This window comes from Nocardioides sp. URHA0020 (assembly GCF_000620705.1).
Taxonomy (GTDB): domain Bacteria; phylum Actinomycetota; class Actinomycetes; order Propionibacteriales; family Nocardioidaceae; genus Nocardioides.
The window spans coordinates 127,649-144,569 of sequence record NZ_KK211167.1; the positions used below are offsets into that span (position 1 = coordinate 127,649).

Consider the following 16,921-nt stretch of genomic DNA (forward strand, 5'->3'; position numbering starts at 1 on the left):
ACCACCCGACCGCCGGTGTGACGACCGCCACATTTTTGCACTTCGTCTCCGATAGTGCAAGAATGCACTTAATGACCGAGAGTGCAATCAGCCTGCGTGAGCAGAAGCGGTGGGAGACCAGCCACCGCATCTCCATGTGCGCCCAGCGCCTCACCGACGCGCACGGGCTCGACGGCTTCACGATGGACGAGCTGGCCGACGCCGCCGAGGTCTCGCGCCGCACGCTGTTCAACTACTTCCCGAGCAAGCTCGACGCGGTGCTCGGCACGATCCCCGAGCTGCCGGCGGAGGCGCTCGCCACCTTCCAGGCCGGCGGACCGCACGGATCCCTCATCGAGGACCTCGGCGCGCTCGCCAAGGCGCTGCTGGCGGCGAAGGAGCCGGACCGCGAGGCCATGCTCCTCACCCGGCGGGTGCTCTCCAGCAGCGCCCGGGTGCTCGCCGCGGCGCACCAGCGCTTCGAGCAGATCACCGACGACTTCACGGCGCTGATCCTCGAGCGCGAGGGCGACGACTTCGGCATCGACCGGGCCCGACTGGCGATCCGCATCATCGGCGCCCTCTTCGACTCCGCCCTCACGACCTTCCTCGAGGGAGGCGAGCGCCCGGTCGACGAGCTGTTCGACCGCTACCTCACCGAAGCCCGCTCCCTCTTCGCCTGACGCCCACCCCGACCCCGACCCAGACCCCGACCCAGACCAGGAGCCCACCCATGGCCACCCTGCTTCACCGCCTCGGCAAGACCGCCTACCGGCGCTGGCCGTTCTTCATCGCCGGCTGGCTGGTGCTGCTCATCGCAGTCATCACCGTGGCCGCGGGCTTCTCGAAGCCGATGAGCGACGCGTTCACGATCCCCGGCATCCCGTCGGAGAAGGCGGCGGACCTCCAGTCCGAGCTCTTCCCCGGCTCCGCCGACGCCCTCGACGAGGCCTCGGTCACGGTCGTGGTGGCCGCTCCGAAGGGTCACACCCTCCAGGAGCCGACCTACTCGAAGGCCGTCGACACCCTGGTCACCGGGCTGGGCGACCTGCCGCAGATGGCCAAGGACGCGCCGGTCGCCAACCCGGTCGAGGCGGCCAAGACGCAGACGCAGCAGATCCTCGACGCCGCCGAGCAGAGCGGTACGCCGCCGGACGAGGCGCAGGCCAACGCCGACGCCCTCTCGCCGCTGTCCGCTGACAAGCGGGTCGGCACGATCAGCTTCACCTTCGACGTCGACACCGTGGCTGACGTGAAGGCCACGACCATCGACGACCTGACCGAGGTCATGGACCAGGGCCGCGACGCCGGCCTCACCGTCGAGGCCAACGGCTCCGGCTCCCAGACCCAGGAGATCGGTGGCGGCGCCTCCGAGCTCATCGGCATCGGCATCGCGCTGATGGTGCTGCTGCTCACCTTCGGCTCGTTCGTCGCGGCCGGGCTGCCCATCCTGAGCGCCGTCTTCGGCCTCGGCGTCGGCCTCACCGGCATCACCGCCCTGACGGCCTTCATGGACGTCAGCTCCAGCACCACGATCCTCGCGACGATGATCGGCCTCGCGGTCGGCATCGACTACACGCTCTTCATCCTGGCGCGCTACCGCAACGAGCTGCACCACACCGACGACCGCGAGGAAGCCGTCGGCATCGCCGTCGGTACGGCGGGCTCGGCCGTCGTCTTCGCCGGCCTCACCGTGCTCATCGCGCTCTCGGCCCTCTCCGTGGTCGGCATCCCGTTCCTGACCGCGATGGGCCTCGCGGCCGCGGCGACGGTGCTCATCGCCGTCCTCGTGGCGCTGACCCTGCTGCCGGCGATCCTCGGCGTGCTCAAGTCCAAGGCCTTCGGCGGCGGCTTCCGTCGCTACGAGCCCAAGCGTGACGAGGACGGCCGGGTGCTCAACAATGGCGTGCGCTGGGCCCGCTTCGTGGGCAAGCGCCCGGTGGCGCTCGCGCTCCTGGTTGTCGTGGTCCTCGGCGCCCTCGCGATCCCGCTCAAGGACCTGCACCTGGCGTTCCCGACCGACAGCACCGCGTCGACCGACACGACGCAGCGCAAGGCCTCAGACCTGATGTCCGAGGCCTTCGGCCCCGGCCGCGAGGGCCCGCTGCTCGCCGTCGTCGACGGCCGGGCCATCGATGACGCCGACTCCCGGGACACCGCGTTCCAGGACGTCGCGACCTGGGCGGCCGGTGAGGACGACGTCGCCAACGCGCAGGTGGTCGCCACCAACGCCGTGCGCGACGCCGACGGCAACGTGACCACCCCGGCCACGGGCGCGCTCGTGCAGATCACCCCGTCCTCGGGCCCCGACGACACCGCCACCGAGGACCTGCTCCAGGCCCTGCGCGACGGTCAGGGCGGCATCCAGGAGTCCACCGGCACCGACATCGGGATCACCGGCCAGACCGCGATCCAGACCGACGTCTCGGAGCGGCTCAGCAATGCGCTGCCGATCTACCTCGCGATCGTGATCGGGCTGGCGTTCCTGCTGCTGATGATCGTCTTCCGCTCGATCCTGGTGCCGCTCACGGCGACGGTCGGCTTCCTGTTCAGCGTGCTCGCGACCCTGGGCGCCACGGTGCTGATCTTCCAGGAGGGCACCTTCGGCCTGATGCAGGGCCAGCCGATCGTCAGCTTCATGCCGATCTTCCTGATCGGCGTGGTGTTCGGGCTCGCGATGGACTACCAGGTCTTCCTGGTGTCGCGGATGCGCGAGGCCCACGTCCACGGCATGTCGACCCGCGAGGCCGTGGTCGACGGGTTCCGCAACAGCGCCCGCGTGGTCACCGCGGCCGCCACGATCATGACCGCGGTCTTCGCCGCGTTCATGCTCCAGGACGACGCGATCGCCAAGTCGATGGGCTTCGCGCTCGCCGCGGCGGTCGTCTTCGACGCCTTCATCGTGCGGATGGTGCTGATCCCGGCGCTGCTCTACCTGCTGGGCGAGAAGGCCTGGTGGCTGCCGACGTGGCTCGACCGGATCCTGCCGAACGTCGACGTCGAGGGCGAGAAGCTGCAGCGCGCCCACCTCGTCGGTCGCCCGCTCGAGGCCGACCTGGCCGAGCTGGACGAGGTCGACGACGAGGCCTCGGCCCGGGTCTGACCGCAGCACCACGGACGAGCTGGTCCGGTCCCGGGACCGGACCAGCTCGGCACGGTCACGCGCGCACCCGCCGACTGCGGCTGTCGACTGCGGTGCTGACCCGCGAGTGGTCCGAGGATCAGGAGCCGAGGGTCTTCTCGAGGTCGCCGGCGATCTTCTCCGGCTTGGTCGTGGGCGCGTAGCGGCCCACCACCTCACCGTCGCGGTTGACGAGGAACTTCGTGAAGTTCCACTTCACCTTGTCGCCGAGGACGCCGCCCTTCTCGGAGGTCAGCCACCGGAAGAGCGGGTGCGCTCCCTCGCCCTTGACGTCGATCTTGGCGAAGAGCGGGAAGGTGACCCCGAAGTTGCGCTCGCAGAAGCCCTGGATCTCGGCCTCGTCGCCCGGCTCCTGGTTGCCGAACTGGTCGCACGGGAAGCCGAGGACCGTGAAGCCGCGGTCGGCGTACTCGTCCTGCAACTTCTGCAGGCCCTGGTACTGCGGGGTGAAGCCGCACTGCGATGCGGTGTTGACCACGAGGACCACGTCGCCGTCGTACGTCGAGAGGTCGATCTCGGAGCCGTTGATGCCGATGGCCGAGAAGTCGGAGAGGGAGGTCATGGACGAAGCGTCTCCGACGAGGCGCCCCCGCGGCCACCAGGTGTGGGCTGCGCCACGTTTTGGCCCCGACCGGTACGGACACCGTGCAGCCATGTCGATCGAGTCTGAGGTCATGATGGGTCTGATGACCTTCGTGCTGCTGGTGCCGGCGCTGATGGTGACGGTGCTCGTCACCGGGCTGTCGCCCCGCGACCGCGACGCGGTCCGAGGACGCGAGCTCGTGCCGGCACGACACGCGGCTGGACGCTCCGACCGCCGCGGGGGGGCCTGACCCTTCTCCGGCGGAAGCGCCGGCGCGGCTCACTGGATCGTCGCCGTGAGCCGCATCAGGTTGTCGAGGTAGGTGTCCTTGCGACTGCGCCCGAGCCAGTCGTCGAGCGTCAGCTCGGTGGACAGCTCCCGGTAGTGGTCCTGGACCTGGGACAGGCGGGCGACGACGTCCGCGCCGGTCATCATCATCACCACCTCGTAGTTGAGGGCGAACGAGCGCATGTCCATGTTGCTCGACCCGATGACCACGACCTCGTCGTCGACGGAGAAGTGCTTGGCGTGCAGCACGAACGGCTCGGGGTAGAGCCAGATCCGCACCCCTGCCCGCAGCAGCGACTCGTAGTACGAGCGCTGGGCGTGGGCCACCATGAACTGGTCGGCCGTGGCACCGACGAAGAGCTCGACCTCGACACCTCGCTGCGCGGCCGTCGTCACGGCGTACAGCAGCGAGTCGTCCGGCACGAAGTACGGGCTCGTCAGCGACAGCCGCTTGGTCGCCGAGTAGAGCATGCTGTTGAAGAGGCGCAGGTTGTTCTCAGTCACGAAGCCCGGACCGCTCGGCACCACCTGGACGCCAACCCCGGTGAGGGCACCGGGACGCGGCGACGGCTCCGGGGCCACGACGGCCACCACGTGCTGGAGGTTCTCGCCGGTCTCGGTGAACCAGTCGGTCGCGAAGACGACGTTGAGCTCCTGGACCACCGGCCCCTCGACCCGGGCCATCAGCTCGACCCAGGCGCGGCCGAGCTTCTGGTTCTTGGGCTTGTCGTAGTGCGGCTCGATCAGGTTCTGCGAGCCGCTGAACGCCACCCGGCCGTCGACCACGAGGATCTTGCGGTGGTTGCGCAGGTCCGGCCGGCGCACCTCGCCCTTCAGCGGCCTGATCGGCAGCATCGCGGCCCACTGGATCCCGGTGCCCTCCAGCTTGGCCAGCATCTCCTTGTAGACCGGGATGCCACGGGAGCCGATGTGGTCGAAGAGGAACCGGACCGTCACGCCCCGCTGTGTCGCGCGCACCAGCTCCTCGAAGAACGGGGTGGTCATCTCGTCCCAGGCCGAGATGTAGAACTGCACGTGCACGTAGTCGGTGGCCGCGGCGACCTCGCGGGTCATCGCCTCGATGCCGCCCTGGTAGTCCTCGATCAGCTCGACGGTGTTGCCGAAGCTGAGCGGGAGCACCCCGAGCTCGCTGTTGAGCCGGGCGAACGACTGGACCAGGGGCGGCAGGGCGGCGCGGAGCTCGTGGTTCTCGATGTCCTCGAGGTGGGCGGCGGCCAGGATGGCGGCGTTGACCTCCGCCTGCAGGGCACGCCGCTTCTTGCCGACCGTGGTGCGCCCGAAGAGCAGGAACAGCACGAAGCCCAGCAACGGGATCGCGATGATCAGCAGCAGCCACGCCATCGCGGTCTGCGGCCGGCGCCCGCCGGGCAGCACCAGGAGAGCGCACAGGATGATCGCGATGTCGACGGCGACCAGGATCGCGCTGACCGCAGCGCCGGGTGACGAGAACAGCGCTGTCATCGGAGGTCGGCGCTCAGCCGATCAGGCGCTGCTTGGCCGCGGAGAACTCGTCGTCGCTCAGGATCCCCTGCTGGTGCAGATCGGCGAGCTGCTGGATCTTGGCGATCAGGTCGTCGCCGGCGCTCGGCGCTGCCGGGGGAGGCGGTGGGGGCGGTGGCGGCGCGGACTGCTGCTGGTACGCCGCGGCGTCGGCCTGCTGCTGGGCCTGCTCCTGCTGGCGCCGGTTCACGGCGTTCGAGGTGGCGGTGGCGGTGCCGGCGATGACCGCCGTGCGAGCCATCGTGCCGACGAGTCCGGGCCGTCCCATCCGACGCCTCATGCGCGAGCCTCCTGTGCTGCGAACGCCGCGTCGACGTCCTCGGGTGTGATCCGGGCGAAGAGCGCGACCTCGGCACCCAGCGCCTCGAGCTCGTTCACCGCCTCGCGTGCCCAGACCTCCTCGAACACCAGGGCCAGGCCCTGCTGGTCGTCGCCGAGCGAATCGGTCAGCACGGCGAGGTCGTCGTCGCTGAGCAGGTCGTTGTCGTCGATGTCGAGCCCGGACAGCGCCGCCGGCAGGCCGTCCTCGAGGTCGAGGAGCCCGAGCCGGCCGCTGTCGTCGCGCAGGGCGACGACGCAGTCGATGAGCCGGATGACGCCGGCCTGGACCGGCTTGCGCACCACTGCCACCATCTCGGCGAGCCCGACGTCGTTCGGGAACGCCAGGAACAAGACCTCGACCGGTCCTCGCTTCATCGACGTCTCCTGATGCCGTGGGCGCACAACTGAGCCGGGAACCCGGCTCCGTGCCTGAACCCTAGGCTCGCCGTGTCGGTGCAGCGTCACCCGAGATGGGTGAGCCGCCGGCACCCATCGGTTACCACGATAGGCACGATGGGGAGGCCTCCCCGACCGAGGACGGAGAACACAGGTGTCGATGCCCAGCATGCCGGCCCCGACGGCTCTACCGCGCGGCGTGCTCGTGATGGCCGGGCTCGCCGCCACCGTGATCGTGGTCGGCGGGCTGAAGGCGTCCGCCGACATCTTCGCGCCGGCGTTCCTCGCCCTGGTCCTGACCGTGCTCGCCCACCCGCTCCGCAAGTGGCTGGACCGGTGGATGCCGTCCTGGGCCGCCTCCCTCATGTGCACGGTCGCGATCTACCTCCTGGTCGTCGCGCTGGCGCTGGCGGTCGTGGTGTCGGTGGCCAGGTTCGCCACCCTGCTGCCGCAGTACACCGAGGAGTTCCAGCAGCGGATCGACGACCTGACCGGCTGGCTGAACGACGCCGGCGTCAGCACCAAGCAGATCGACGAGGTCGAGTCCTCCTTCGACCTCGGACAGCTCGGCGGCTTCATCGGCGACCTGCTCTCGGAGCTGATGGGCCTGGTGTCCAACCTCTTCTTCATCCTCACGCTGGTGCTCTTCATGACGATGGACGGCGGGACCTTCCCGCGTCAGCTCGAGCGCGCCCGGGCCGTGCGGCCCCACGTCGTCGACGCCATCTCCGAGTTCGCCAGCGGCACCCGCCGCTACCTCGCGGTGGCCACCGTGTTCGGCCTGATCGTCGCGGTGCTCGACACCATCGCGCTCTACATCCTCGACGTGCCCGCGCCGCTGCTCTGGGGCCTGTTGGCGTTCATCACCAACTACATCCCCAACGTCGGGTTCGTCATCGGCCTGATCCCCCCGGCCATCCTGGCGCTGCTCTCGAGCGGGCCGGGACTGATGCTGGCCGTGATCGCCGTCTACTGCGTGCTCAACGTGGTGATCCAGACGGTGATCCAGCCGAAGGTGGTCGGCGACGCCGTCGGACTGTCGACGACGCTGTCGTTCGTGTCCCTGGTCTTCTGGGCGTGGGTCGTCGGGCCGCTGGGCGCGCTGCTCGCGATCCCGCTGACCCTCTTCGCCAAGGCCCTGCTGGTCGACATCGACCCGAGCCTGGGCTGGGTGCGGCCGCTGATCTCCAACCACGACGAGCCCGAGGACGTGGGCGCCACCAGCGGCACGGGACCGCCGCCGGAGCTCAGTCCGGGATCGTGACGACCTCGACGACGCCGATGCCCAGGGACGTCAGCAGGTTGAGCACTCCCTGCAGCTCCTCCTGATCGGTCATCTCCCCGGTCAGCGTGGTGCTCGCGGGCTGGGTGCGTGCCGTCAGGTGCGGGAACGCGCCGCTGAGCTCGTCGCTCAGCTCGGCATCGACGCGGATCAACATCCTGGTCATCGTCGCCGTTCCCCTGCCCGTGTACGCCGGCCGCTGCACCGACGGTAGGTCCAGCGGCCGGTGACCGCCTCACCGGAAACGGGCGATGCCTCCCGACGACCCGGGGCGGTTGAGTGGTCCGGGTGACCACCACCGGTACGGAGTCCTCGAGCACGCTCCGGCGTACCCGCGGGGCGTGCTCCTCCCGGGTCCCACGACCGTGACGTCGACCCTGGCGGCGTGGCGGTTCGCCAGCGCCGACGGCGCGAGCGGTGCCGCCGGCCTGCTCGAGGCGATCGCCCACGACGACCCGGTCGTCCTCGGATCCGCGCTCGTCGAGTGGGCACCGGGCGACCGTCGGCCCACCACCCGACGACTGGCGCTGGGTCGTGCCCGGGCCGACGGGCGAGGAGAGGGACTGGGCGACGGGTTCTGGGGGCTGCTGTTCGGCATCGTCTTCTTCGTGCCGCTGCTCGGGGCGGCGATGGGTGCCACGACCGGTGCGCTCACGGACGCACTGGCCGACGTCGGCATCGACGACCACTTCATCAACCGGGTCCGTGACAGCGTCATCCCCGGGACGTCGGCGTTGTTCGTCCTCGCCCCGAGCGAGGTCGTCGAGCGGCTCCGCGCCGCGTCTCGCGATCGCGGCCGGGCAGCACCGATCACCACCGACATCGACGACGAGCAGGCAGCCGCGCTGCGCTCGGTCTTCGGCTGAGGTCGGCACGCGCCGTCCCACGTTGTGCACAATGTCGGCCGGCGTGCGCCGGACCGGGTTGAATGAGGGGCGCACGGCGCCGACCGCCGTCGGGAGGGCGAGGACCGATGGCTTCCGGGCAGCACGCGCGCTCGGGCGGCGCTGCACGCACGCTTCCCGTCCCAGCGGCTCCTCGACCGCCGGAGCCGTTCGTGCCGCGATCCCGGCTCGACGACTTCCTCGACGCGGTGCCCACGACTCCGGTCACCCTGGTGATCGCGCCGGCCGGCTCCGGCAAGACGGCCGCCGCCGCGGCCTGGACCGAGCGGGTGCGCGGGTCGGGGCAGCCGACGTCGGTCGCCTGGACCCGCGGCGACCAGGCCACCCTGATCGCCGCCCAGGTGGAGGCGATGCGCTGCCCGGAGCAGCCGGACGGACCCACCGTGGTGGTGATCGACGACGTCGAGCTGCTCTCGGAGGCGTCGCGCGACTCGCTGGCCGGCATCCTGACCGCGGACCCCGACTCGGTCCGGCTCCTGCTGATCGGCCGGCACGAGCCCGACCTGGTGCCGGTCTCAGCCGCCCTGGCCGGCGCCGTACGCGCCCTGCGGGTCGACGACCTGCGCTTCACCGACGACGAGGCCGCCGACCTGGTGCGCTCGCACCACCCGGCGGCCGGGCCGGACGACGTCGCGGCCGTGCTCGAGCAGGCAGCGGGCTGGGCGGCCGCCCTGGTGCTCGGCTCGCAGGCCCTGGCCGGCTCCGCGGACGTCGCCGACGCCCGTGCCTGCCTGGCGGCGACCCGGCAGCCGGTGCTCGACTACGTCCTCCACGAGGTGTTCGAGGAGCTGACGCCCGAGCTCGCCCGGGTGCTGCTGGTCACCTGCCGGCTGAGTCCGGTCGGGGCGGCCGACGCGGTGCTGCTGTCCGGGCTGCCGGAGGCGCCGGCGCTCCTCGACCGAGCAGCCGCCACCGGCCCCTTCGTCACCAGCCATCGCGACCGTCCCGACCTCGACTCGGCGGTCTGGACCTACCACCCGCTGCTGCTCGACCTCCTGCGCCGTCGCACGGCCCCCACCGGGCCCGACCGGCCCGTCGCGGTCTCGGCGCACCGCCGTGCCACCGCGGCGTACGCCGAGCGGCGCGACGCCGAGGGGGCGGTCCGGCACGCCGGGCTGACCGGCGACCTCGACCTCCAGGTCCGGGTGCTGCGCGAGTTCGGGCCGGAGCTCGTCGGCACACGCCGGTCCCACGTGCTCCAGACGGTGCTGGCCTCGATCCCGCTCGACGTCCGCTCGCGCAACGCCGACCTGCTGGTGGTGCACGCGATGCTGCTGCGGGCCCAGGGTCGGATCGACGCCGCGAAGACGGCCACGGACCAGGTGCTCGCGATGGACGGCGCCGGCCTGCGGGACCCGGTCTCCCGGCCCACCGAGGCGCAGCTCGCGCTCCTCGAGGTGTGGCAGGCGCGGTTCGGCTGGCGGGAGGCCCAGCCGGCCCTCGACCGCGGCGCCCGGGTCCTGCGGTGCCGTCACCACGAGGAGGTCAGTGCCCACGACCTCAGCGGCCTCTCACCGGTCTCGGCCGCCTGGCTCACCCTGGAGATGACGTACTTCCAGATCTGGCTGGGCGATCTGGAGATCGCGGCGATCCATGTCCAGGACGTGGCGATGTACGCCCGGCAGGTGGACCTGCCGCTGCTGTCCCGTGCCAACCTCGCCGCTCGGGCCATGCTCGAGACGACCGCCGGCGCGCACCAGTGCGCGCTCGCCACGGCCGAGGCCGGGCTGCTGATCGAGGCCGGTGCTCCGGCGGACGCCGCCAGTGCCCGGCTGCACCTGGCCCGTGGCTGGGCCATGCTGCACTCCCTGCGTCTCGGCGACGCGAAGGCCGCGGTCGCTCGGATCGAGGAGACACCGAGCGGGGTGATGGACCCGCTGCTCCTGACGTCCGGCCGGCTGCTCCGAGCCTGCCTGCTGACGGCCCTCGGTGACGCCGCGGAGGCACAGCGTGTCCTGGACACCCGTGGCGACGTGCCCGAGCGGCTGCCGCGCCACCTCGCCCAGCTGGACCGGCAGGTCCGGCTGCTGATCGCGGTGGCGACGGGTGACGTCGCGACGCTCGACGCTCTGCCACCCGCGATGCGCGCCATCGGGTCCGAGGTCGACGCCCGGCTCGCCGAGGCCCTCAGCCTCGGGCTCGCCGGTGACGAGCCGCGCGCCGTACGCCTGCTCTCCGCCCTGCTGCCCGACACCGCCGACATGCCGGTGACGGGGCTGAGCACCGCGGTCGCCCGGGCGGCCATGCTCCAACGCATCGGCACGCCGGGGTCGGTGCAGGCCGCTCGCGACCTGGTCCCCGACCTGCTGAGCCGGGCCGCGCCCCAACGGCTGCTGTGGCTGCTCGCCTTCGGCACCCCGATCAGCCCGACCTTCGTGGAGCTGGTGGCAGCCCACGCCGACGGCGCCGACCCCCACCCCTTCGCGGCGCCCGCCGCCTCAGCACTGAGTGGGCTCCGCCGTGCCTACCCCGGGGCCGGCCGGCACCGCGCGGGAGGCCTCGTCCCCGACGACCCTCGGGCGCCCCTGACCGCGCGCGAGCTCGACGTCCTGGAGCAGCTCTCGCTCGGTGGCGGCAACGCCGACCTGGCCCGGGCGCTCTTCGTCAGCGAGAACACGGTGAAGACCCATCTGGCGTCGATCTACCGCAAGCTCGAGGTCGACCGCCGCGTCGACGCGCTGCGGGTCGCGCGGACCCACGGCCTGCTCTGAGCGGGACTGGCCCCTTCCGGGTGAGCCGAGCCGCGCCCACGTCTCCTACCGTCGGACACCCCAGGCGTCGCCGGTGGGCCGACCACCGGACGCCGATCTCACCCTGCCCTCATCCCTCGCGGGTGAGGCCCCCGGCTCGAACGCGCCATACTGTCCTGAGTCCAACGACCGGCCACGCCGCACAGCGGGCCGATCAGCGAACCGAGACGAGACGTCGCCATGACCCGGTCAATGTCGAAGCGGGAGCAGCAGGGGTCGATCGCGCTCATCGGACACCTCCCCGCCCTGCCGCGGGCGTACGTCCCGCGGCTGCGCCTGTGGAGCCGGCTCGACGCCGCCACCGAGACCGCCGTGACCCTGCTGGTCGGGCCGGGCGGATCCGGCAAGACGCTCGGCATCGCCGGCTGGCTGCGCCGCTCCGGCCGCGCTGCCGACACCACGTGGGTCTCAGCTGATGCCACCTGGGACCCCGAGCGGCTGCTGACCCACCTCGCCCGCCGCGACGACGAGGAGCGGCCGGCACTCGTGGTGGTCGACGACGCGCACCTGCTTCCCCTCGCGACCATCCAGGCCCTCGACAGCCTCCTGGACACCGACCCCGAGGCGTTCCGGGTGCTGCTCGCCTCGCGCTGGGACCTGCCCTTCACCCGCCTCGCCCCCGAGCTGCTCGGCGACCTGACCATGCTGCGCGGCGACCTGCTCCGGCTCGACGAGACGGAGTCCAGGGCCCTGGTCGCGGCCCACGCCCGCACCGGTTCGCCGGAGGTGGCTCAGGCGATCGCCCTGCGCGCCCAGGGCTGGTGCGCCGCCGTCGTGCTCACCGCCCGCGCCGTGGGTGCCGCTCCGGACCCCCTCGAGGTCGCCCGTCGGTACGCCGAGGTCGGACCATCGGCCGCCGACCGGGTGGCGACCGAGGTCTTCGCGACCCTCCGACCGCGCGAGCGGCACCTCCTCCTGTGCGTCGCGAGCGAGCCGGTCGTGACGCCCGCGCTCGCGGTGCACCTGTCGCACGACTCCGGTGCGGGCGAGGTCCTGGCCGACCTGGAGGCGACCGGCCTGCTGGTGACGCGGGTGGCCTCCCACGAGCAGGACGGGGACGCCGCGGCCGGCGAGCGCTACTCGATCCATCCGCTGCTGGCCGAGGTCGTGCGCCGGCGGATCTCCTCCGGCGGCGTCGACGTGATGCGCGCCGCCGCCACGGTGCAGCGAGCCGTCCTGCTCGACGTCGGTCGCGGCAGCACGGCCGACGCCCTCCACCGGCTCGAGGCCGTCGGACAGCACGCCGTGGCGGCCTCCGTGCTCGCCGACGAGGGCCCGAGCCTGCTGCTGCGCGGCCACGGTGCACCGGTCCGCGCGTTCGCCGAGTCCCACCCGTCCTCGATCGAGGTCAACCCCGGCTCCTGGTTCACGGTGGCCCTGGAGCGCTGGTTCAGCGGTGACGCCAACACTGCGGCGCAGTGGCTCGAGCGGCTGCTCCACGAGCCGCAGCCCGACACGGCCGCGGCGGTGCTGCAGCAGGCGTGTGCCCGGGTGATGCGCGCCCGGATGGGTCTGGAGCCGGTCGGACCCGCGATCGACCACGGTCAGCGGATCGTCACCGACCCGGAGCTGACCACGGCCGCACCGTCGGTGGTCCCCATCCTGCTGAGCGAGCTGGCCATCACCCAGAACTGGACCGGTGACCTGTCCCAGGCCGAGGAGAACCTCGGGGCGGTGATCCGGCTGAGCCGCACGCACGACCTGCCCCTGCTCACCGTCATCGCCCTGTCGCACCTGGCCCTCACCGAGTACATGCGCGGACGCGAGAGTGCCGCCCTCGAGCTCGCCGACCAGGCACTCGCCCTGGTGGCCGAGCGTGAGCTCGACACGCCGTTCTCCGTGGGACGCGCTCGGCTGGCGCGTGAGCTCGCCCAGCTCAGCGGGCTGCCGCTGCGACCCGACGGTGAGGTGCTCGACCTCGCGCCGGCCGCCGAGCACGCCGCCGACCTGACCACCCGATTCTGGATGCGGACCCGACGCTCCCGCGTGCAGCTGGCGCACGGGATGGTCGCGGCCGCGGAGCTGGCCCTGGAGGTGCCCCTCGAGACGCCGCCGCTCCCGGCACACCTGGCCGTGTCGCTCCTGCTGGAGCGCGCCTTCCTCGCCAGCCTGTCCGGGGACGGTGCGCTGCTGACGCAGCTCCAGTCGCAGCTGAGCGAGCTCGGTGCGAGCGCCGAGTCGTCCTTGGTCGCCGGACTGCGTGCCGACTTCTCCGGTGACCGCCGCGCCGCCGTCCGCCACCTCGACGACGCGACCCACGAGAAGGCCACCGCCCAGCCCGCGGTGCGCGGGGTGGCCCTGGTCGCGCAGGCGCAGCTGGTCGACGCCCTCGGCGACAAGGAGCGGGCGCTCCAGCTGCTGCGCGACGCGGTGCGCGAGACCCAGGTGCGCAGGAACGCCGTGCCGTTCCTGGGCTGGAGCCGGCACGGCACGCCGGTCTCGGCGCTGGTCCAGGGCCTCGCCGACACCGACGCGGATCCCTGGCTGCGCGAGGTCGAGGCCGGGACCGCCGGCCTGGCAGGCATCGCCAGCTACTTCGGGCCGCAGACCTCACGGCCGCGCGAGCGCGAGGACTTCTCGTCCGGCTCCCTGCGACCCACGCTGAGCCCCCGTGAGCACGACGTGCTCTACGAGCTCGCCCGAGGCTCGACGTACGCCGACATCGCGGCCAACCTCTTCGTCTCGGAGAACACCGTGAAGACCCACGTCTCGAGCCTGTACGCCAAGCTCGCGGTCAACCGGCGCAGCGCCGCGCTCGCGACCGCTCGCTCCCTGCATCTGCTGTAGCCGGGCCACCCGATTCGGGTGACGGCAGCGGAGCCTGCGGCGCGGGATGGTGAGAACCATGACCGACACCACGACGAGCGACCGCTCCCGCCCCAGGTCGCCGGCCGCGTCCGCGCTCGCCGACCACTGGGGCCTGGTGCTCACCTACGGCGTCATCACCCTCGGCCTCGGCATCGCCCTGGTGGTCTGGCCGGACGCGTCGGTCACGGTCTTCACGGTCCTGCTCGCGATCCAGCTGATCGTCGCGGGGATCTTCCGGATCAGCGCCGCACTGTCGGTCAGCCGCAGCGACGGCGGCGTCCGGGCGCTGATCGGGCTGAGCGGCGGCCTCGCCCTGATCGTCGGGCTGCTCATCCTGCGCGACCCGCTGCAGAGCGTCCTGGTCCTCGGCATCATCCTCGGCGTCTTCTGGGTGCTCGCCGGGATCATCGACATCGTCGGCGCCATCATCGCGCCGCCGGCGACCGGTCGCGGCTGGGAGTTCCTCACCGGCGTGGTCACCGTGCTGGCCGGGGCGTTCCTGCTCGAGTACACCGACCTGTCACTGAAGCTCTTGGTGGTCTTCGTCGGGATCTGGCTGATCGTGGCCGGCATCCTGGCGGTGCTGGCCGCGTGGCGGCTGCGCTCCCTGCGCGCCGCATCCTAGGAAGAGGAAGTCCGATGACGACCGCAGGCGACCAGCCGAGCAACGACGACGTGGCCGAGCTCCGGCGGGAGGTCGCGCGCCTCAAGCAACAGCTCGGGGAGACCGGCACCGTCGCCCTGCCGACAGACGCCCCCGCGCGCCGAGGCTGGTGGCGACCCGTCGTCGCCACCGCCCTGATCGTCATCATGGCGGTCCTGGTGCCGCTCTCGGTGGTCGCCCGCTGGGCGCACGACACCGTCTCGGACACCGACCGCTACATCGAGACGGTCGCGCCGCTGGCCAACGACCCGGCGGTCCAGACCGCCGTGATCGAGCGGGTCACCACCGAGATCGTCACCCGCCTCCAGGTCGACGACGTCACCGACCAGGCCGTCGACGCCCTGGCCGAGCGCGGCCTGCCGCCGCTGGCAGCGGGCAGCCTCAAGGCACTCTCGACACCGCTGGCCGACGCGATCGAGGGCTTCGTCAAGAAGCAGGTCACCGCGATCGTGAAGTCCGACGAGTTCGAGACCGCCTGGATCGAGGCGAACCGTCAGGCGCACACCCAGATGGTCGCCCTGCTCACCGGCAAGGACACCGACCTCGTCGACATCAGCGATCGCGCCGTCAGCGTCAACCTCGCCACGATCATCGAGACGGTCAAGCAGCGCCTGGTCGCCCGCGGCTTCGCCCTCGCGGAGCGACTGCCGACGATCAACGCGCAGTTCACGATCTTCGAGTCCGACGACATCACCAAGGCGCAGACCGGGTTCCGGCTGCTCAGTGCCGCCAACACCGCGCTGCCGATCGTCGCGCTGCTCTGCCTCTTCGGCGCCGTCGCCGTGGGCCGCAACCGCCGGCGGACCCTGGTCGCGGGCTCGCTCGCGGTCGTCGCGGCCGTGATCCTGCTCGGCGTGGCTCTCAACGCGGCCCGGGTCGTCTACCTCGACGCCGTGCCCACCGACCAGCTGCCCACGGACGCCGCCGCGGCCATCTACGACACCCTCGTCTACTTCATCCGGCTCAACATCCGCGCCCTGCTGGTGCTCTTCCTCGCGATCGCCTTCATCGCCTGGGTGACCGGTCCAGTAGGGGCTCCCGTCGCCCTGCGCGGGGCCACGACCCGCGCCATCGGCGCCACCCGGTCCCGGGGGGAGCGGGTCGGCATCAACACCGGACGCTTCGGCACGACGCTCGGCACCTACCAGACGCCCATCCGGGTCGGCCTGCTCGGGATCGCCCTGCTGCTGTACGTGCTGCGCGACCACCCGACGGGGGAGTTCACGCTGTGGCTCGTCGTCGTCGTCGGCGTGCTGCTGCTCATCGTGGAGCTGCTGGCTCGTCCGCCCGTCCCCGCAGTCGAGCCCAGCCCGACCGCAGGAGCTCCAGGACCGAGCTGACGATCCGGAGGACCGTCGGGTCCTCCGAGACGATCCGACCAACCAGGGCCGAGGCGACCATGATGCCGGCGAAGCCGATCAGCCAGGTCGAGATCGCCAGGATGAGGCCGAGCGTGCCGAACTGCTCGGTGTTGGCCGCGACGTACGGCGGCATCACCAGCGCCGAACCCCGGGTGTAGGCGACACCGATGCCGCCGGTGAGGAGCGCACCCACCACCAGCCGCCGCCAGCCGACCCGCCCGAAGAGCAGCAACCACGAGGTCACCCACCAGATGCCACTGAGCGCCAGCACCTGGAAGACCAGCCTCGCGGCGCTGGTGCCCAGCCCGTCGGCCCCGAGGAGCAGCGCCCGCAGGCCGGCGGCCAGCTGCAGCGTCACGAGCCAGCCGAGCAGCCAGCTGAGACACCGGCGCAGCCCGACGACCCCGCCGACGTGGTGCTGCTCCCACACCCGCTCGTACATCCGCTGGATCGCCCGGGCGAAGCTGGTGGCGGAGAACAGGGTGATCAGGAGCCCGACGATGCCGGTCTGCGCGCGCACCTGGTCGGCGCTGACCTCGCCGCGCAGGGTCTCGGTGCCCGTCGAGCCGACGCCGGTGGCGTGGGAGAAGGTCGACACCGCATCCCCGGTGAGGCCGGGGAAGAGCGACGCCAGCACCACCAGCATCGGCACCAGCGCCAGCAGGCCCTGCGCCGCGATCAGCATGCAGCGGTCGATGAACTCGATCCGGACGAAGTCGCGGATCAGGCGGCCCAGGATCGGGACCTCGTCGGCCAGTGCCTGTGCCTGCGCGCGGCGCGCGTGGTACGTCGAGGTGAGCCGCTCACGCATTCCGGCGACGTCCAACGCCACTACCTCCCGTACGGTCGCCGACGGATCCGGCAGGATGAGCCCAAGCGTGGGCGTACTCGTCGCGTGGTCGATCACCCGTAGCGGGTGAA

At 71.9% G+C, this 16,921-nt stretch carries 15 protein-coding genes; 9 read left to right on the forward strand and 6 right to left on the reverse strand.

The window, feature by feature from the left end:
• The first annotated feature begins 71 nt into the window (after positions 1–71).
• Complete coding sequence (locus N542_RS26580) at positions 72–662, forward strand: TetR/AcrR family transcriptional regulator (RefSeq protein ID WP_051551561.1); 591 nt, start codon at positions 72–74, stop codon at positions 660–662.
• A 50-nt stretch (positions 663–712) separates the two neighbouring features.
• A complete protein-coding gene (locus N542_RS24135; RefSeq protein ID WP_036507178.1) occupies positions 713–3,082 on the forward strand; it encodes an MMPL family transporter in 2,370 nt (789 codons plus the stop codon).
• 118 nt (positions 3,083–3,200) lie between these two features.
• On the opposite strand, the gene N542_RS0109365 is transcribed toward N542_RS24135, so the two are convergent.
• Positions 3,201–3,683, reverse strand: a complete 483-nt coding sequence (locus N542_RS0109365) for a glutathione peroxidase (protein ID WP_028643700.1) — start codon at positions 3,681–3,683, stop codon at positions 3,201–3,203.
• A gap of 91 nt (positions 3,684–3,774) precedes the next feature.
• Between N542_RS0109365 and N542_RS0109370 the strand changes: the two genes are divergently transcribed.
• Positions 3,775–3,954, forward strand: a complete 180-nt coding sequence (locus N542_RS0109370) for a hypothetical protein (RefSeq protein WP_028643701.1) — start codon at positions 3,775–3,777, stop codon at positions 3,952–3,954.
• A 29-nt stretch (positions 3,955–3,983) separates the two neighbouring features.
• Here the strand turns inward: N542_RS0109370 and cls are convergent, their stop codons facing one another.
• Genes cls through N542_RS0109385 form a run of 3 tightly spaced genes read right to left on the reverse strand, consistent with a single transcriptional unit; the run spans position 3,984 to position 6,209 of the window.
• Positions 3,984–5,474, reverse strand: coding sequence for a cardiolipin synthase (cls, locus tag N542_RS0109375; protein ID WP_028643702.1), 1,491 nt, complete (start codon positions 5,472–5,474; stop codon positions 3,984–3,986).
• Positions 5,475–5,487: 13 nt separating this feature from the next.
• Positions 5,488–5,781 carry an SHOCT domain-containing protein gene (locus N542_RS0109380; RefSeq protein WP_028643703.1) on the reverse strand — a complete coding sequence of 98 codons (294 nt, stop codon included), beginning with the start codon at positions 5,779–5,781 and terminating at the stop codon, positions 5,488–5,490.
• Positions 5,782–5,789: 8 nt separating this feature from the next.
• On the reverse strand, positions 5,790–6,209 hold the full coding sequence (locus N542_RS0109385; RefSeq protein WP_028643704.1) for a DUF6325 family protein: 420 nt from the start codon (positions 6,207–6,209) through the stop codon (positions 5,790–5,792).
• Between the two features lie 181 nt (positions 6,210–6,390).
• Here N542_RS0109385 and N542_RS24140 point away from each other — a divergent pair, with 181 nt between their 5' ends.
• Positions 6,391–7,494 carry an AI-2E family transporter gene (locus N542_RS24140; RefSeq protein ID WP_036507425.1) on the forward strand — a complete coding sequence of 368 codons (1,104 nt, stop codon included), beginning with the start codon at positions 6,391–6,393 and terminating at the stop codon, positions 7,492–7,494.
• Here N542_RS24140 and N542_RS0109395 read toward each other — a convergent pair.
• Complete coding sequence (locus tag N542_RS0109395) at positions 7,478–7,669, reverse strand: hypothetical protein (RefSeq protein WP_028643705.1); 192 nt, start codon at positions 7,667–7,669, stop codon at positions 7,478–7,480. The two genes, N542_RS24140 and N542_RS0109395, sit on opposite strands and share 17 nt — an antisense overlap.
• Positions 7,670–7,853: 184 nt before the next feature.
• Here N542_RS0109395 and N542_RS0109400 point away from each other — a divergent pair, with 184 nt between their 5' ends.
• The 5 genes from N542_RS0109400 to N542_RS24150 all read left to right on the forward strand — a co-directional run bounded on the left by N542_RS0109400 (position 7,854) and on the right by N542_RS24150 (position 15,979).
• On the forward strand, positions 7,854–8,378 hold the full coding sequence (locus N542_RS0109400; protein WP_197025919.1) for a DUF1269 domain-containing protein: 525 nt from the start codon (positions 7,854–7,856) through the stop codon (positions 8,376–8,378).
• A 191-nt stretch (positions 8,379–8,569) separates the two neighbouring features.
• Positions 8,570–11,128, forward strand: coding sequence for a LuxR C-terminal-related transcriptional regulator (locus tag N542_RS28430; RefSeq protein WP_028643707.1), 2,559 nt, complete (start codon positions 8,570–8,572; stop codon positions 11,126–11,128).
• Positions 11,129–11,347: 219 nt separating this feature from the next.
• On the forward strand, positions 11,348–13,954 hold the full coding sequence (locus N542_RS28075) for a LuxR C-terminal-related transcriptional regulator (protein ID WP_155992952.1): 2,607 nt from the start codon (positions 11,348–11,350) through the stop codon (positions 13,952–13,954).
• A gap of 58 nt (positions 13,955–14,012) precedes the next feature.
• Positions 14,013–14,600 carry an HdeD family acid-resistance protein gene (locus tag N542_RS24145; RefSeq protein WP_051551562.1) on the forward strand — a complete coding sequence of 196 codons (588 nt, stop codon included), beginning with the start codon at positions 14,013–14,015 and terminating at the stop codon, positions 14,598–14,600.
• 14 nt (positions 14,601–14,614) lie between these two features.
• Positions 14,615–15,979: a hypothetical protein gene (locus tag N542_RS24150; RefSeq protein WP_051551563.1), complete on the forward strand. Its 1,365-nt coding sequence runs from the start codon at positions 14,615–14,617 to the stop codon at positions 15,977–15,979.
• Here N542_RS24150 and N542_RS0109425 read toward each other — a convergent pair.
• The gene (locus N542_RS0109425) at positions 15,900–16,826 is read right to left on the reverse strand and encodes a YhjD/YihY/BrkB family envelope integrity protein (protein WP_155992955.1); all 927 of its coding nucleotides are present in this window, start codon (positions 16,824–16,826) and stop codon (positions 15,900–15,902) included. The genes N542_RS24150 and N542_RS0109425 overlap by 80 nt on opposite strands.
• Positions 16,827–16,921 lie beyond the last annotated feature (95 nt).

Coding starts and splice junctions, on each gene's coding strand:
- N542_RS0109365 (WP_028643700.1), bottom strand. CDS start 3,683: ATGACCTCCCTCTCCGACTTCTCGGCCATCGGCATCAACGGCTCCGAG.
- N542_RS24140 (WP_036507425.1), top strand. CDS start 6,391: ATGCCCAGCATGCCGGCCCCGACGGCTCTACCGCGCGGCGTGCTCGTG.
- cls (WP_028643702.1), bottom strand. CDS start 5,474: ATGACAGCGCTGTTCTCGTCACCCGGCGCTGCGGTCAGCGCGATCCTG.
- N542_RS24135 (WP_036507178.1), top strand. CDS start 713: ATGGCCACCCTGCTTCACCGCCTCGGCAAGACCGCCTACCGGCGCTGG.
- N542_RS26580 (WP_051551561.1), top strand. CDS start 72: ATGACCGAGAGTGCAATCAGCCTGCGTGAGCAGAAGCGGTGGGAGACC.
- N542_RS24145 (WP_051551562.1), top strand. CDS start 14,013: ATGACCGACACCACGACGAGCGACCGCTCCCGCCCCAGGTCGCCGGCC.
- N542_RS24150 (WP_051551563.1), top strand. CDS start 14,615: ATGACGACCGCAGGCGACCAGCCGAGCAACGACGACGTGGCCGAGCTC.
- N542_RS0109395 (WP_028643705.1), bottom strand. CDS start 7,669: ATGTTGATCCGCGTCGATGCCGAGCTGAGCGACGAGCTCAGCGGCGCG.
- N542_RS0109385 (WP_028643704.1), bottom strand. CDS start 6,209: ATGAAGCGAGGACCGGTCGAGGTCTTGTTCCTGGCGTTCCCGAACGAC.
- N542_RS28075 (WP_155992952.1), top strand. CDS start 11,348: ATGACCCGGTCAATGTCGAAGCGGGAGCAGCAGGGGTCGATCGCGCTC.
- N542_RS0109380 (WP_028643703.1), bottom strand. CDS start 5,781: ATGGGACGGCCCGGACTCGTCGGCACGATGGCTCGCACGGCGGTCATC.
- N542_RS0109370 (WP_028643701.1), top strand. CDS start 3,775: ATGTCGATCGAGTCTGAGGTCATGATGGGTCTGATGACCTTCGTGCTG.